16 protein-coding genes are annotated in these 14,680 nt (G+C 57.4%); 9 read left to right on the top strand and 7 right to left on the bottom strand.

The features are described from left to right. The first annotated feature begins 397 nt into the window (after positions 1-397). The gene (locus G6N80_RS09895; RefSeq protein ID WP_062555060.1) at positions 398-901 is read left to right on the top strand and encodes a hypothetical protein; all 504 of its coding nucleotides are present in this window, start codon (positions 398-400) and stop codon (positions 899-901) included. Between the two features lie 15 nt (positions 902-916). Here the strand turns inward: G6N80_RS09895 and G6N80_RS09890 are convergent, their stop codons facing one another. From G6N80_RS09890 to G6N80_RS09860, 7 genes are all read right to left on the bottom strand, one after another. Next, positions 917-1,438, bottom strand: a complete 522-nt coding sequence (locus G6N80_RS09890; protein ID WP_165133436.1) for a TIGR02281 family clan AA aspartic protease — start codon at positions 1,436-1,438, stop codon at positions 917-919. Between the two features lie 109 nt (positions 1,439-1,547). Further along, positions 1,548-2,177, bottom strand: a complete 630-nt coding sequence (gene upp, locus G6N80_RS09885) for a uracil phosphoribosyltransferase (protein ID WP_062555062.1) — start codon at positions 2,175-2,177, stop codon at positions 1,548-1,550. 73 nt (positions 2,178-2,250) lie between these two features. Next, the gene (locus G6N80_RS09880) at positions 2,251-3,267 is read right to left on the bottom strand and encodes an adenosine deaminase (RefSeq protein WP_165133434.1); all 1,017 of its coding nucleotides are present in this window, start codon (positions 3,265-3,267) and stop codon (positions 2,251-2,253) included. Then, a complete protein-coding gene (locus G6N80_RS09875) occupies positions 3,264-4,484 on the bottom strand; it encodes a phosphopentomutase (RefSeq protein ID WP_165133432.1) in 1,221 nt (406 codons plus the stop codon). The genes G6N80_RS09880 and G6N80_RS09875 overlap by 4 nt, the downstream gene beginning before the upstream one ends. A gap of 113 nt (positions 4,485-4,597) precedes the next feature. Continuing rightward, positions 4,598-5,218 carry a TadE/TadG family type IV pilus assembly protein gene (locus tag G6N80_RS09870; RefSeq protein ID WP_165133430.1) on the bottom strand — a complete coding sequence of 207 codons (621 nt, stop codon included), beginning with the start codon at positions 5,216-5,218 and terminating at the stop codon, positions 4,598-4,600. Further along, on the bottom strand, positions 5,215-5,847 hold the full coding sequence (locus G6N80_RS09865; RefSeq protein WP_165133428.1) for a TadE/TadG family type IV pilus assembly protein: 633 nt from the start codon (positions 5,845-5,847) through the stop codon (positions 5,215-5,217). Before G6N80_RS09865 ends, G6N80_RS09870 begins: the two co-directional genes overlap by 4 nt. Positions 5,848-6,001: 154 nt before the next feature. Next, positions 6,002-6,424: a pilus assembly protein N-terminal domain-containing protein gene (locus tag G6N80_RS09860; protein WP_165133426.1), complete on the bottom strand. Its 423-nt coding sequence runs from the start codon at positions 6,422-6,424 to the stop codon at positions 6,002-6,004. Between the two features lie 400 nt (positions 6,425-6,824). On the opposite strand from G6N80_RS09860, the gene G6N80_RS09855 reads away from it, so the two are divergent. The 8 genes from G6N80_RS09855 (at position 6,825) to G6N80_RS09820 (ending at position 14,680) form a co-directional block, all read left to right on the top strand. Continuing rightward, complete coding sequence (locus G6N80_RS09855) at positions 6,825-7,001, top strand: Flp family type IVb pilin (RefSeq protein WP_165133423.1); 177 nt, start codon at positions 6,825-6,827, stop codon at positions 6,999-7,001. Between the two features lie 127 nt (positions 7,002-7,128). Further along, positions 7,129-7,611, top strand: coding sequence for an A24 family peptidase (locus G6N80_RS09850; protein WP_165133420.1), 483 nt, complete (start codon positions 7,129-7,131; stop codon positions 7,609-7,611). A 127-nt stretch (positions 7,612-7,738) separates the two neighbouring features. Then, on the top strand, positions 7,739-8,548 hold the full coding sequence (cpaB, locus tag G6N80_RS09845) for a Flp pilus assembly protein CpaB (protein WP_062555069.1): 810 nt from the start codon (positions 7,739-7,741) through the stop codon (positions 8,546-8,548). A 20-nt stretch (positions 8,549-8,568) separates the two neighbouring features. After that, a complete protein-coding gene (locus G6N80_RS09840; RefSeq protein ID WP_062555070.1) occupies positions 8,569-10,125 on the top strand; it encodes a type II and III secretion system protein family protein in 1,557 nt (518 codons plus the stop codon). Between the two features lie 11 nt (positions 10,126-10,136). Further along, positions 10,137-10,808 (top strand): CpaD family pilus assembly protein, encoded by a 672-nt coding sequence (locus G6N80_RS09835; RefSeq protein WP_165133417.1) that lies wholly within the window; start codon positions 10,137-10,139, stop codon positions 10,806-10,808. A 14-nt stretch (positions 10,809-10,822) separates the two neighbouring features. Continuing rightward, the gene (locus G6N80_RS09830) at positions 10,823-12,112 is read left to right on the top strand and encodes a CpaE/TadZ family protein (protein WP_062555072.1); all 1,290 of its coding nucleotides are present in this window, start codon (positions 10,823-10,825) and stop codon (positions 12,110-12,112) included. Positions 12,113-12,145: 33 nt separating this feature from the next. Continuing rightward, entirely contained in the window at positions 12,146-13,657 is a 1,512-nt protein-coding gene (locus G6N80_RS09825) for a TadA family conjugal transfer-associated ATPase (protein WP_165133414.1), read from the top strand. 18 nt (positions 13,658-13,675) lie between these two features. Beyond that, positions 13,676-14,680, top strand: coding sequence for a type II secretion system F family protein (locus G6N80_RS09820; RefSeq protein ID WP_165133411.1), 1,005 nt, complete (start codon positions 13,676-13,678; stop codon positions 14,678-14,680).

Raw genomic sequence — 14,680 nt, 5'->3', positions numbered from 1 at the left:
GCTTATTTCCGGTAAAGACGGGGTCCCTGAACTGCTCTGTGTCGCGGTTTTCACGGAGTTCGAAAGCAGAATCGCTGAAGCAATAGCACCTGCTCTAGCACTCCTCTGGCATATTTAGGCAAGCCAGATTTGACTCCCGTTCATTGAGGCAAGGGCATTGAGCCGATGGCCGAGCGGTTTGCGCCAGGCCAGTAACCGGCCTTCACCATTTCATTTCGGATGGCCCTTGGGAATTTTGAAGTATTGAATTTTTTTGAATGGGGCGGATTTCCCTTTTGTCCGCCATCTGCTTGATCTCCCAACAAACCTGAGCTCAGCCCTTGGTGGCCCTATCCGCCAAGTGGAACGAATTGCGGGGTCATGATGTTCTGTGTCATCCAAAGCCGGAGACACCCTCATGAAGTTGCTGATCACCACAGTGCTCGCATTTTCCTGTCTTTCCATTGAAACTGCATTCGCATCCGAAGAGCAATTTCTGAAATCCATCGAGGGGCGGTGGACCGGTGGCGGACTTGTTCTTCGCGAACTGGGCGGACAGAAGGTCAATGTGACCTGCAACATGCAGTCGAAGGCGAATGCTTCACGCTTCCAGATGGACGGATCCTGTCGCGCACTGGTGGTGATATCGCGTGGCTTCAATGCCAATGTCACGGCATCCGGCGCCCGCTACTCCGGAACCTATGTTGGCGTGTCTGGAAAGCCGTCCACACTTGTCGGGTCGCGCTCTGGCAATACCATCAGCTTCGATGTGACCTGGGCCAACGTGGTCTATGGCGATCGGAAGGCGAGGATGGAGGTTCGAAAGGTTGGGGCCAACGGTCTCCAGATCAGGACCATCGACAAGGATCCGAAGTCGGGCAGGAGCATCGTTACCACACAGCTCAATCTGAAAAAGAGCTGAGTTCGGTCTTTCGCTTTACGGAACGAGCTTCAGTGAACCATCGGCGACCTGAAACGACGAAAGTCGTTTCAGAAAACTCATGCCGATCAGTGTGCCGCTGAGAGCATCATCCTTGAGAACCATTGCATCGACGCCAGTGACCCGGATGCTGCCGATCTCCACCCTATCAAGGCGCACCAGAGCGCCTTTGGTCGAGCCGTTGGCGGTGCTGATGGCATAGCGGTAGTCCAGAGAATTGCTGGAGAAGCCGAGCCGTTTTGCCGTGGTTTCGTTAATGGCGATGGAAGAGGCGCCTGTGTCGACCAAGCCCTCCACAGGCTTGCCATTCAAGCGAAAGGTCGCCTGAAAATGACCGCGAGCATCGGCACTGAGAGTAACGCCCGAGCCGCCGGTGATACCAGCTCCTTTCCCGGACGTGGGCGGCATAGCAAGCGTGGCCTCCTGCGATGCAGTGGACGTTCGGGTAAGGCCCATCACATAAGGGATCTGCGATGCGGCTGCGGCGACAAAGCTTAACAGGAGGACGAAGCGCAGCATGGGAACCTTGACGATGATGATAGTCGATCGACCCTACACCACAAGATTGAACGAAAAACGCCCGCAGTGATGAACGGCGGGCGTCATTTCAGTCGTGGTTAACGGCAGCTTACTTGGTGCCGTACATGCGGTCGCCGGCATCGCCGAGACCTGGCATGATATAGCCCTTCTCGTTCAGATGGCTGTCGATGGAGGCGGTGAAGATCGGCACATCAGGATGTGCTTCCTGGAAGTTCTTGATGCCTTCCGGCGCTGCGAGCAGGCACAGGAAGCGAAGGTTCTTCGCGCCGCGTTCCTTGAGCTTCTCGATAGCTGCAATGGAGGAATTGCCGGTAGCCAGCATCGGGTCGACGACGATGACCAGGCGCTCTGCAAGATTCTCCGGAGCCTTGAAATAATATTCGACGGCTTCAAGCGTTTCGTGGTCGCGATAGACGCCAACATGGGAGACGCGGGCAGCCGGCACGAGTTCCAGCATGCCTTCCAGAAGACCATTGCCAGCCCGCAGAATGGAGGCGAAGACAAGCTTCTTGCCTTCCAGGATCGGCGACTGCATCTCTGTAAGCGGCGTTTCGATTGTTTCCATCGTCAGCTCGAGATCGCGCGTCACCTCATAGCAGAGGAGAGTCGAGATCTCGCGAAGCAACCGGCGAAAACTCGAAGTCGAGGTTTCCTTGCGCCGCATGATGGTCAGCTTGTGCTGCACCAGAGGATGATTGATGACTGTCACGCCGTCCATGAGAACCTGCCTTCGCTCTTCTTATTTCTCTTCTCGTTTCTTCATCTACGCAAATGCGCGGCTTCGCAAGACATCAACCGCTGTTTGAGCCGCCATCCCCAGCCGTGTCTTCCACGGATTGATCAAACCGTGCGAGAAGAGCTGTCCTGGTGGACGCGTCCACGAATGCCGATTCCAGCGCCGTGCGCGTCATCACGTTGATCTGGTGATCGGTCAGTCTCATGATGGTGGATGCGATCTCATATTCCTGTGCCAGCGATGTGCGGAAAAACGGCGGATCGTCAGAGTTGATGCAGACTCGCACGCCCGCCTCAATCAGTCGCGGCAAGGGATGGCTGTCAAAGCTTGGAAACACATTCAACGCTACGTTGGAGCCGGGGCAGACTTCCAGGACCACCTGTTCATGGACCAGCCGTTCGATGAGAGAGGGATCCTCGATCGAGCGAACGCCGTGACCGATGCGGGCCGGATGAATGTGATCCAGAGCATCGGTTACGCTGAAGGCACCGCAGACCTCGCCCGCGTGAATGGTGAGACCGAGCCCGGCCTCCCGCGCGATATCGAAGGCTGGCGCATAATCTGCCACGCGGTTCATCCGCTCTTCACCGGCCAGATTGAAGCCAGTGATGAGCGGGTTGCGGCTTGCTGCCGCATAGCGGGCGGCCTTGACGACGCTCTCGGGACCAAAGTGACGCTCGCCCGTGACAATAATACGTGTTTCGATGCCCGTCTTTTCCCGTGCCGAATGAATGCCCTGGCATATGCCTGCCAGATAGGCGTCCGCCCCAAGGCCGATGCGGTCTCCATGGTCCGGCGAAACGATGATTTCGCTATAGATTGTGTTGATGGCTGCCAGTTCGGTCAGATAAGTCTCGGTCAGCAGGGCATAATCGGCCTCGGTGCGAAACAGGGCGGCAACCCGATCGTAGGCCTTGATGAACTCGGCGAAGTCGTTCCACGCGTAAGTATCTCCCGCCATGAAACTGAAGGGATCGACGCCATACCGCCGCGCCTGTGCAATGGCGAGGGTGGGCGGCGCAGCGCCCTCGATGTGGCAGTGGATCTCTGCCTTCAGGAGATGATGTGTCACAGGAAGCTCCGTCCGTGTTTGCCTGCCGGAATGCCGAGATGCGCAGCAATCGTTTCGCCGATATCGGCATAGGTGCCGCGAATGCCGATGGTTCGTGAGCCCAGCCCCTGCCCGAAGGCCAGAACCGGAACCCTTTCGCGCGTATGATCAGTTCCGCGCCAGGTCGGGTCACAACCATGGTCCGCGGTCAGGATCAGAAGATCGCCCGGACCCAGCTTGCGGCTGACTTCGCCAAGTCGTGCATCGAAAGCCTCCAGTGCAGCGGCATAGCCGGGGACATCGCGTCGATGGCCATAGAGCATGTCGAAATCGACGAAATTGGTGAAGACGAGATCGCCGTCCTGAGCCTCATCGATAACGCTGAGTGTCGCATCCATCAGGGCCATGTTGCCATTTGCCTTGATGATACGGGAGACACCCTGATGAGCAAAAATGTCTCCGATTTTGCCGACGGCGTGAACGCTGCGCCCTGCTTCGACAAGCCGGTCCAGCAAGGTGGGTTCTGGTGGAAGAACGGAAAAATCCCGGCGGTTCCCGGTCCGCTCGAAAGTTGAAGCACTTTCGCCAATGAAGGGCCTTGCGATCACGCGCCCGATATTAAGCGGATCCAGCAGGGTTCGAACGGTTTCGCACAGTTTCAACAGTCGCTCGAGTCCAAAATGGGTCTCATGCGCGGCGATCTGGAATACCGAATCGGAGGAGGTGTAGCAGATCGGCTTGCCGGTGCGGATGTGCTCTTCGCCCCATTGCGCGATGATCTCCGTTCCCGAGGCATGGCAATTGCCAAGAATGCCCGGAACTTCTGCCTCTCGACAGATAGCCTCAACCAGTTCGGGAGAGAAAGCGTCGCCTTCCGTCGGAAAATAACCCCAGTTGAACGTCACAGGCACGCCTGCAATTTCCCAATGGCCGGATGGTGTGTCTTTGCCGCGCGATACTTCGCTTGCTGCGCCATAGAGCCCGTAAAGCTTTTCCGGAACCGGCATCCCTGTCGGAAAGGCGCCCGTCGACAGCTTGGCCGCATGGAGCAGCCCGAGTGCCGACATGTTCGGAAGCTTCAGCGGCCCTTCGCGCAGGCCTTTTCGGTCTGCGGCTCCGCCTGCGCAGTATTCGGCAATGTGGCCGAGGGTGTCTGCCCCAAGATCTCCATAGCGATCTGCGTCGCGCGCACCGCCTATGCCGAAGGAATCCAGAACAAAAAGAAAAGCACGCGCCATCATTTCACCTGCGAGAGAAAGCTTTTACGGACACTGATCCGTATTCTTCCCTTCTTATACGGAGCCGTCTCAAGCGGCAAACCGCTATCTCGTCGCTGACTGGAGCGCCCGGATCAGCAATCGCTGCAGGTGATGGAATCGCCCATTCTCTGGCGGTAGAAGTAGCTGCGGGAGATTGTGATGGACCTTGTTTCGGACGAGAGAACCGGCATCAGCATGAACAGCTCATGGGGTACGGAAAGTTCCGACCGCACAAGAAACGAGTTCGCCGTCTTCAATTCGGTGGGCACGTCCGTCACTGTCGCGCCGACAGCATAAGGCCTGCCGCCGCCCTGGTCCCAGGACCAAGCGACCTTAGGCGTTCCCGTGGAATCGACCGAGATACCCGTAACCTTCAGCTTCAGGTTGGTCGTACTGGTATTGTAGGGAACGAAGATCGCCTTGCTGACGTCGATCATGCTTGCGAGGTAAAGCTTCGTCACGCTCGTCTGCTGCGTGACAAGGTCCGCGATCGTGCCTGTTGCCTTCGTCACCCGCTTGGAGACGCTGAGGCCCATCGTCAGCTCGAAACAGGTGATGTAGATCGCGATCAGGATCGGCGCGATGATGGCAAACTCCACCGCCCCGACGCCGCGCCGGTCGGCCAGCAGTCGACGCAGTGGCAGGATGATCCCGCCAAAACGGGCTGCTTCTGCTGCCTTTGTGCCGATACGGTTTCCTCCGAAGATCCTCATGGGTAATCCTCGTTCTGGAAAGCTGCGGTGGCAACGATCAGGAAATCGGTTGGAAGCGATCCGTCTGCGGGCCTGATGTTTGTGACATAAGGCCGGATAAGATCCGTGATGATCTGCCAGCGGTAATAGGCACGCACGATATTGATTGATTTCGGTCCGCCCGGGCTATAGCCGAAGCTTGTCGGGTCCAGATCCGCGTAGGTGCTCGTCGATTTTCGCGGGATTGCTGTTGGCACAAGAGCGAAGGTCGCGAAGCTGCGGACATCGAGATAAAGTTGCGTCGGTGTCGCGATCTCGGTCGCAGAGCACGAGATCATGATGGAGATCTCGTCGCAGAACAATTGACGGAACTGCGTCTGGTTCTTGTCCGTCGTTCGGCCAAGACCCGCCGTGATCTGACCAGTTCGCAACTGTCTCGCCAGCGTGTCGGTCGCATTGCCGATCACCTGTTCTGCCGTGTAGGCAACGAAGGTCTCAATGATTGCAAAGATGATCATGAAGTAAGGAATGGCCAGAATGGCAAACTCAATCGCCGCGGCGCCATCCTGCGATCGCCAGAACCGCCGTCGGGGGCTTTGTCGCGGTGCCTGGGCCGAAATGGTGGGCCGGGATCCGTGATCCTCACACATGGCAGTAACGTCTCCGTGGAAGGTCCGACGCTATGCCGACTTTATTGATATTCCGTTGCCGCGGTCGTTCTATTTGCACCAGTAAGGAACAGCTTGCAGCATGTCGCGCAAAAGTGTGCAGCGGTTTTGCGATAACGACATGCGAGGAAACAGCTTAGTTTCCAGCGGTGCCATTCGTCGCGCCGCTGGCGCCATTGCTGGCGGAGTGCTGCTCACAGTTCGGCGTACAGGAAAGAACGGCGCGATCTGTCTGGCGGAACACGCGTACTGTGTTGCCTTCGTCAATCGATACAATGACGCGTTCATCGGCAATTGCGTTGCCTTCCGCATCAAGGAGAACAAGATTCGTGGCGCCATAGGAGCGCCCCGTCAGAACGATTGTCTGCGGGTCGGCGACCGTCGCATCCGCCACTTGAGCATTCCCGACGATGACCTTGCTGACCGGCCGATCGAGCTTCAGAATGCGTGCCTGATTCATATAGACACGCATGAGTCCACCAGCGTCCTCGCAGAAGGCCGTGGCAGGAACAGCAAAAGAGATGGCGGCCAGAAGCGCGGCCAGCAATTTCGACGGCATGGGCTTTCAGCCTTCAAATAGATGTACTGTTTCAGACCATGAAGCAATTTGGTGAATGAAATCTTAATGGCGCATTTCAGGCCAAAATGCCGATTTGGGACAGCTTATTCGTGCGCAGGTTGTCTTGTTTCGGGGCGTGCGCGTCAATCGATAAAAGCTAAAATAGCAGCGCCTCCAGTGATTACGCTGATGAGGTCATCAAAACAGGCCTCTAGATAAAATTGAAACAATTCGCTTTATCGGTGTTTTACCATGGCGGTTGGAAGGCCTTGTTAACCGAAACGTAACCAGATTTTTTAAGTGAATGGAAATCGCCTCTCCGTAATTTGGGCTCACCGAACAGCGGACAACAGTTGTCGGCAATGCTGAGAATAGAGATCCCCGGAGTTAGGAGAGACGCATGTCCAAGATTTTCGCACGTTTCGTAAAGGAAGAGTCGGGTGCAACGGCCATCGAATATGGTCTGATCGCCGCCCTGATTTCGGTTGCCCTCATTGCTGGCGCCAGCGCGCTCGGTAACAAGCTGAACAACCAGTTCACTAACATTTCCACATACCTGGATAAGGCTTCCAAGTAAGCCTGATTATCTCTGGATGTTAGTGGCCCATGCTTGGTGACTGCGATCCTGTATTGAGCTTCGGCATCTATGAGTGATCCGCAGATTCCGACTCCCATGGTAGGATAGGCGTGTAGTGATCTTTCTCATGGTACTTTTCTTGTCGGCTGTCGTTTACGCAGCTGTCAGTGATCTCTTCTCCATGAAAATTCCGAACGCATTATGCTTGGCGCTCATCATCCTATTCATTCCAGCCGCTTGGCTTTCTGATATGTCCGCGGCCGCGATAGGCTACTCCCTCGGAGTGGCCGTCGCGGTTTTCGCGGTTTGTTTTCTGCTCTTCGTGCTGAACGTGATGGGTGGCGGCGATGCAAAGCTGCTCACGGCACTCGCGCTCTGGTTCGGCCTGACACCGGCTCTCCTGGTCTTCCTTGTCAATGTGGCGTTTGCTGGCGGGGTTCTAACCCTCGCCATACTCGCAATCCGTTGGAAATCTCATTTGGTGACCGATCGCGGTGTCTGGCTACCCGCATCGCTGACCACGGCAAAAAAGATACCCTATGGGATAGCGATTGCTGCCGGTGCGCTCATGGCCATGCCGCAGGCGCCGATCTTTTTGACGGCTTCTTGAGTTCGAAGACTTGCAACAAATTGATTTAAACTCTGCTTAACCATGTCTCCTAGGCAGACGTTAACTATAATTACACCATTCGCGGTCAAATCTGCGGGAAACCAGTTGGTCCCGTCAAGGATTTGCCATGAAACCCGCCCGTCTGATCATTCTTACCGTCGCTGTGGTTGCAGCCGGCCTTGCCGGTATGCTGGCCTTGAGGCTGTCAGGTGAGAAGACTGTTGTCGAGACGCCGTTGGAGGTCATCCGCAAGGAGCCGACAACCAATGTCTTGGTCTCATCGGCCAATCTTCCTGTCGGGGCACGCCTCAATGAAAAATCGATCCACTGGATGGCCTGGCCGGAAGGCGGCGTGGTGGAAGGCTTCATCACCGAGAGCGCAAGGCCAAAGGCGATTGAGGAACTGAACGGCGCCATCGTGCGCCTTCCGCTGTTTGCGGGCGAGCCGGTTCGCGCCGAAAAGGTAGCGGATTCATCCAATCGGATCATGTCGTCCATTCTTCCCAGTGGCAAGCGCGCTGTCGCGACCGAAATTTCCGTCGCGACCGGCGCTGGCGGTTTCGTGCTTCCGAACGACCGCGTCGATGTCATCATGGTTCGCAAGAACGAGCAGGGCAGCTACTCCACCGAAAACGTTCTCAACAACATCCGGGTTCTGGCGATCGATCAGCGCATCGAGCAGAAGGAAGACGGATCGCAGGCGGTCATCGGCACGACCGCGACTCTGGAACTTACTCCCGATCAGGCGCGCGTCATTGCGGTCGCGCAGCAGATGGCAGACCGCCTGACGCTGTCGTTGCGATCCATTGCCGACGTGCAGGACTCGGACACGCAATTTGCTGACCATTTGCTGGCCGGTGGCGGAAAGGGCGAGGTGCAGATCATCAAATCAGGCTCCATCGTCAATATGAACACCACCGGCTCGGTCCAGCGTTAAGATTTGAGGGAGCGGTCACCGTGACATCCTGGAAAAGAATTTACAGAGCCTCCGCAGTCGCTTCCTTGAGCGTCTGCCTTGCCCTATCGGATCTGGCGGTTCTCCGGTCGACGGATACCGCCGAAGCCGCTTCGGACAGTATCGTGCGGATCTCGGAATCGGGGAAGGGCGTGCACAAGCGGCTGAAGCTTGGCCTGAACAAGGCCTTGGTCGTTGATCTGCCGCAGGATGCGCATGACATCCTTGTTGCCGATCCTGCCTTGGCCGACGCGGTGACAAGAACGTCACGCCGGATCTATCTGTTCGGAAAGTCGGTCGGCCAGACGAATATCTTCATCTTTGGCCCCGGGGGCCAAGAGATCGTCAGCCTGGATCTGGAAGTCGAGCGCGATATCGATGGTCTTCAGGCTAATTTGCGGCGTTTTCTACCCGAATCCGATATCAAGGTCGAAATCGTCTCGGACAACATCGTGTTGACCGGTACTGTCCGCACGCCGCAGGATGCCGCGCAGGCGGAAAAGCTGGCGCAGGCCTTCCTCAAGGGTGGTGAAGCAACGACGAGAAATCGCACCGCTTCGGGCGGCGGTAATCAGCAGGGTGTCGCGATCTATGCCGAAGAACGCCAGACATCCCAGATCGTTAACCTTTTGACCATTCAGGGTGAGGATCAGGTAACGCTGAAGGTCACTGTTGCCGAGGTCAACCGGCAGGTGCTGAAGCAACTGGGCTTCAATGGTTCGGTGCAGACGACGGGCAGCTCGGCCAGCGGTGGCATCTCGTTTGCCAATCCGGTCAACCTTGGCAACGCGGCGGCAGTTGGCGGCCTGGGTGGCGTCGTCGGTTCGATCGGAACCACCGCGATCTCGACCTATGTCAATGCTATGGAACAGGCAGGCGTCATGCGAACGCTCGCGGAGCCCAGCCTCACAGCGATCTCCGGTCAGCAGGCTAAGTTCTACGTCGGTGGCGAATTCCGACTGGCAGGCCAGCAGGAGGTGTCGCTGGATACCACGACGAACCGTCCTACGGTTTCGCGGAGCCTCGAGACCGTCAATTATGGAGTCGAGCTGAACTTCAAGCCGGTCGTTCTCTCGGCCGGACGCATTGCCCTCAATATCGAGACCAATGTTTCCGAGCCCACATACGAAGGTTCTGCGACGACCGGCAACGGCTCCTCGCTCTCTGTACCGGGCAACACTTACCTTTCGATCCGCAAGCGCGAGGCATCGACATCCGTCGAACTCCCATCGGGTGGTTCGATCGTGATTGCCGGTCTTGTTCAGGACAATGTCCGCCAGGCCATGTCCGGATTGCCGGGTATCTCAAAAGTGCCGGTATTGGGCACGCTTTTCCGCAGCAAGGATTTCATCCGCAACGAGACGGAACTTGTCATCATCGCGACGCCGTATCTGGTGCGCCCGGTTGCCCGCAATCAGCTTGCGCGCCCGGATGACAACTTCAATCCCGAAAACGATGCCGCAATGTATTTCCTCAACCGCGTCAACAAGATCTACGGACGAAAAGATCCCGTTCCGGCCGCTCCCTACCATGGCGCCGTTGGTTTCATCTATAAGTGAGAGGCACGAGAATGTTTACGAAATCCATTGCTCCGGCTCTCCTGATCGTTTCCACCGCCCTTTTGACGGGCTGTGGCAATAGCCAACTGACCACCGGCTCCATCCCCATGGACTATCGCGAGCGTCACCCCATCGTTCTGACGGACGCACAGACCGCACTGGATATCCCCGTCGGCGCAAACGATAGCCGCATGACGATCGGTATGCGCGACACGGTCAAGGGATTCGCACAGAACTTTGCCAACTCGTCTGCCGGTTTCATGCAGATCCAGGTACCGCAGGGATCGGTCAACGCTGGTGCGGCTGCGCACATGGCTGGCGATATCCGGAAGACCCTGCAAACGGCTGGAATTCGTGGCGACCGGATCGTCATGGCACGCTACAGCGCCGGCGGCCATAACGATGCCGCCCCCATCCGGCTCTCCTTCATCGCCACCAAGGCCGTGACCGGAGCTTGCGGAGAATGGCCGGAAGACTTGTCCGACAATACCTTTGGCAATCGTAACTGGTATAATTTCGGTTGCGCTTCGCAAAACAACCTGGCTGCCCAGCTCGAAAGCCCGACAGATCTTCTCGGGCCGCGCGCGCAGACCCCGATTGATGCCGTGCAGCGTTCCAAGGTGATCAGCACCTATCGCGGGACGAACACAAACAGCACGACGATCACGATCAACTCGAACTGAGCAGGTAAGCTGACATGAGCGCGATCGATTACGAGATCCGGACGCCGGGCGGATCGCCAGAGGCAATCGAGGAACACAGCCGCCCCGCTGATCTGGAGGCGCTGCGTCCGCTGCCGCGCATTTCCGTGCATGCATTCTGTGAGACCGATACGATGCACCGGGTGGTGGAGCGTCTGGGTCAGGACCGCCGCATGTCCAAGGTGAACCTCCGCGTTACCAGTGGCAGTACGGATGCGGCAGCGAACATGTTTGCCGCGGCACCGACGCCCAATCTGATTATCCTTGAAACCGATGCTGAACCGGCCGATGTGCTGACGGAGCTTGCTCCGCTGGCACAGGTTTGCGATCCCTCGACGCGGGTGATCGTCATTGGTAGGCACAACGACATTTCTCTGTATCGCGACCTCATTCGCAACGGCATTTCCGAATATCTGGTCGGGCCGGTGAAGATGCAGGATCTGTTGGGTGCAATCGCAGCGATCTTCGTTGATCCGGAAGCAGAACCGCTCGGTCGTTCCATTGCCTTCATCGGCGCAAAGGGCGGCGTGGGATCTTCCACGATAGCGCATAACTGCGCCTTCGGCATTTCGTCACTCTTCTCCACCGAAACGATCCTTGCCGATCTCGATCTGGCCTATGGAACCGCGAATATCGACTTTGATCAGGATCCGGCTCAGGGTATTGCCGAAGCGGTCTATGCCCCGGAACGACTGGACGAAGTCTTTCTCGACCGTCTGCTGACAAAATGCTCCGAACACCTGTCGCTGCTGGCTGCGCCGTCATTGCTGGACCGCGCCTATGATTTTGATCGCGCGGCTTTCCAGCCGGTCGTGGAGGTCCTCCAACGCAGCGCTCCGGTCGCGGTTCTGGATGTTCCACATGCCTGGAACGAATGGACGCGCTCGCTATTGGCGGAAGTCGACGAAATCGTAATCACCGCAACGCCGGACCTCGCCAACCTGCGCAACACGAAGAACTTGCTGGATGCCCTGAAGAAGCTGCGCCCCAATGACAAGGCGCCGCATCTGGTCCTCAATCAGGTCGGCATGCCGAAGCGTCCGGAGATAACCCCATCCGATTTTCTGCAGCCGCTGGAAGTCGAACCGATTGCCATCATTCCGTTCGACGCCCAGCTGTTCGGCAATGCCGCAAACAGTGGTCGCATGATTTCCGAACTCGATGCGAAATCGCCGACGGCGGAAACCTTCTCTCAGATCGCCCATGTGGTGACGGGTCGTAACTCGGCAAAGAAGATCAGGAAGGGTGGTCTCAGCAAGGTGCTGGGGTTGCTCGCTCGCAAGTAAGACTGACATCAGGTTTAGGAACTGGATCGCGGGATGTTTGGAAAACGTGGACATGAAGGCTTCGGCAAGTCGGTTACGCCGGCGGCGGTGCCTCAGCCTGTTCAGCCGGCAGCGGCCTCGACCGGCCAAGGCGTTCAGGCTGGCGGGTCGACCGATCTCCTCCTCGATATCGGAAGTGGTGCGGCAGCACAGGTTCGCCAATCCGTCGCAGCGCCGCCGCCGCTTGCGCCCGGAGCGGGCCAGCGCCGCCGTCCTGCCCGGGATGAGGGATATTACGATACGAAGGCCCAAGTCTTTTCTGCCCTGATCGACACGATCGATCTCTCGCAGCTTGCGAAGCTCGACGGCGAAAGCGCCCGTGAAGAAATTCGCGATATCGTCAACGATATCATCACGATCAAGAACTTTGCGATGTCGATTGCCGAGCAGGAAGAACTGCTCGAGGACATCTGCAACGACGTTCTTGGCTACGGGCCTCTGGAGCCCCTGCTGGCGCGCGACGACATTGCCGATATCATGGTCAACGGTGCGGGCCAGACCTTTATCGAAGTGGGCGGCAAGACGATTGAATCGGAAATCCGGTTCCGCGACAACAGCCAGCTCTTGTCGATCTGCCAGCGGATCGTCAGCCAGGTCGGCCGACGTGTCGATGAATCCTCGCCCATCTGCGATGCCCGCCTGCCGGACGGTTCGCGTGTGAACGTTATTGCACCGCCACTGTCTCTCGACGGCCCCGCCCTGACCATTCGCAAGTTCAAAAAGGACAAGCTGACGCTCGATCAGTTGGTCAAGTTCGGCTCTATCACGCCGGAGGGTGCGGCCGTTCTGCAGATCATCGGACGCGTGCGCTGTAACGTTGTCATTTCTGGCGGTACAGGCTCTGGTAAGACAACACTTCTCAACTGCCTGACGCGCTATATCGACGGACACGAGCGCATCATCACCTGCGAAGATACGGCCGAATTGCAGCTGCAGCAGCCGCATGTCGTGAGGCTTGAAACCCGGCCACCCAATATTGAAGGCGAGGGCGAAATCACCATGCGTGATCTCGTCAAGAACTGCCTTCGTATGCGCCCGGAACGCATCATCGTCGGTGAAGTGCGCGGACCGGAGGTTTTCGACCTGTTGCAGGCGATGAACACCGGTCATGACGGTTCCATGGGGACGATCCACGCCAATACGCCGCGCGAGTGTCTCAGCCGTATGGAATCGATGATCGCGATGGGTGGCTTCAGTCTGCCCGCCAAGACGGTGCGCGAAATCATATCCGGTTCGGTGGATGTCATTGTCCAGGCCGCGCGTCTGCGTGATGGTACACGCCGCATCACCCACATCACCGAAGTGGTGGGCATGGAAGGTGACGTCATCGTCACGCAGGATCTCGTTCGATACGAGATGGAAGGCGAAGACGCGGCGGGCCGCATCATTGGCCGCCATGTTTCGACCGGTATCGCAAAGCCGCATTTCTGGGATCGCGCCCGCTACTACAACGAAGAGCGGCGTCTGGCTGCGGCGCTGGACCAGATGGAAGTCAAGACCAACTGATAAGAGGAGAGGCCGGCAATGGATCTGACTGTCATCGCCCTTGCGGGCCTCGTTGCCATTGCCGCTTCAGGACTGGCCTACGCCTTTCTCTTTTCCCGCATCGAGGTGGAAAAGAAGACGACCACGCGTGTTCACAAGGTAGCAGCCGGTGAGGGCGATCGTGCGCAAGTAAAGGCCGCGAAAGATCGGGTCCAGGAGCTTTCCAAGCGTCGCAAATCGATGCAGGAATCCTTGAAGGATCTTGAAAAGAAACAAAAGGAAAAGGACAAGAAGTTCGGCGACCAGAGCATGAAGGCAAAGCTGCCTCGTTCCGGTCTGCCACTGACGCTCGGTCGCTTCTATACATTCAGCGCCCTGTTCGGTGGTCTTGTCGCCCTGATATGCCTTATGGCAGGAATGCCGCTGGTCGCCATTCTTGGCCTGGGCTTTGTCGCAGCCGTAGGCTTGCCGCGCTGGGTGATCGGGTTTCTCATCAAGCGGCGTCAGGACAAGTTCCTCGAAGAATTGCCGAACGCACTGGAAGTCATGGTGCGCTCCATCCGGTCCGGCTTGCCTTTGAACGATGCGATCCGACTGATTGCCACCGATGGCCAGGAACCGGTGAAGAGCGAATTCCGGCGTGTGATCGAGGCGCAGCAGGTGGGTCTCAGCGTTCCCGAAGCCTGCGCCCGCATGCTGCTGACCATGCCTCTGTCCGAGGTCAATTTCTTCTCGATCGTCATCACGATCCAGTCTCAGGCGGGTGGCAATCTTTCCGAAGCGCTTCAGAACCTGGCCAAGGTTCTGCGTGAGCGCCGCAAGATGAAGGCCAAGGTCAAGGCGCTTTCAATGGAAGCCAAGGCGTCCGCTGTCATCATCGGCGCGCTTCCCTTCATCGTGGCAACGCTCGTTTACCTGACCTCGCCACACTACATCTCGATCCTTTTCACCGATGCGCGAGGTCATATCATCCTTCTGTTCTCAGGTTTCTGGATGGCAGTGGGGATCTTCATCATGCGCAATATGATCAACTTTGACATCTGA

This window comes from Rhizobium rhizoryzae, from assembly GCF_011046895.1.
GTDB lineage: Bacteria > Pseudomonadota > Alphaproteobacteria > Rhizobiales > Rhizobiaceae > Neorhizobium > Neorhizobium rhizoryzae.
This window is presented reverse-complemented; position numbering and strand designations above follow the sequence as displayed.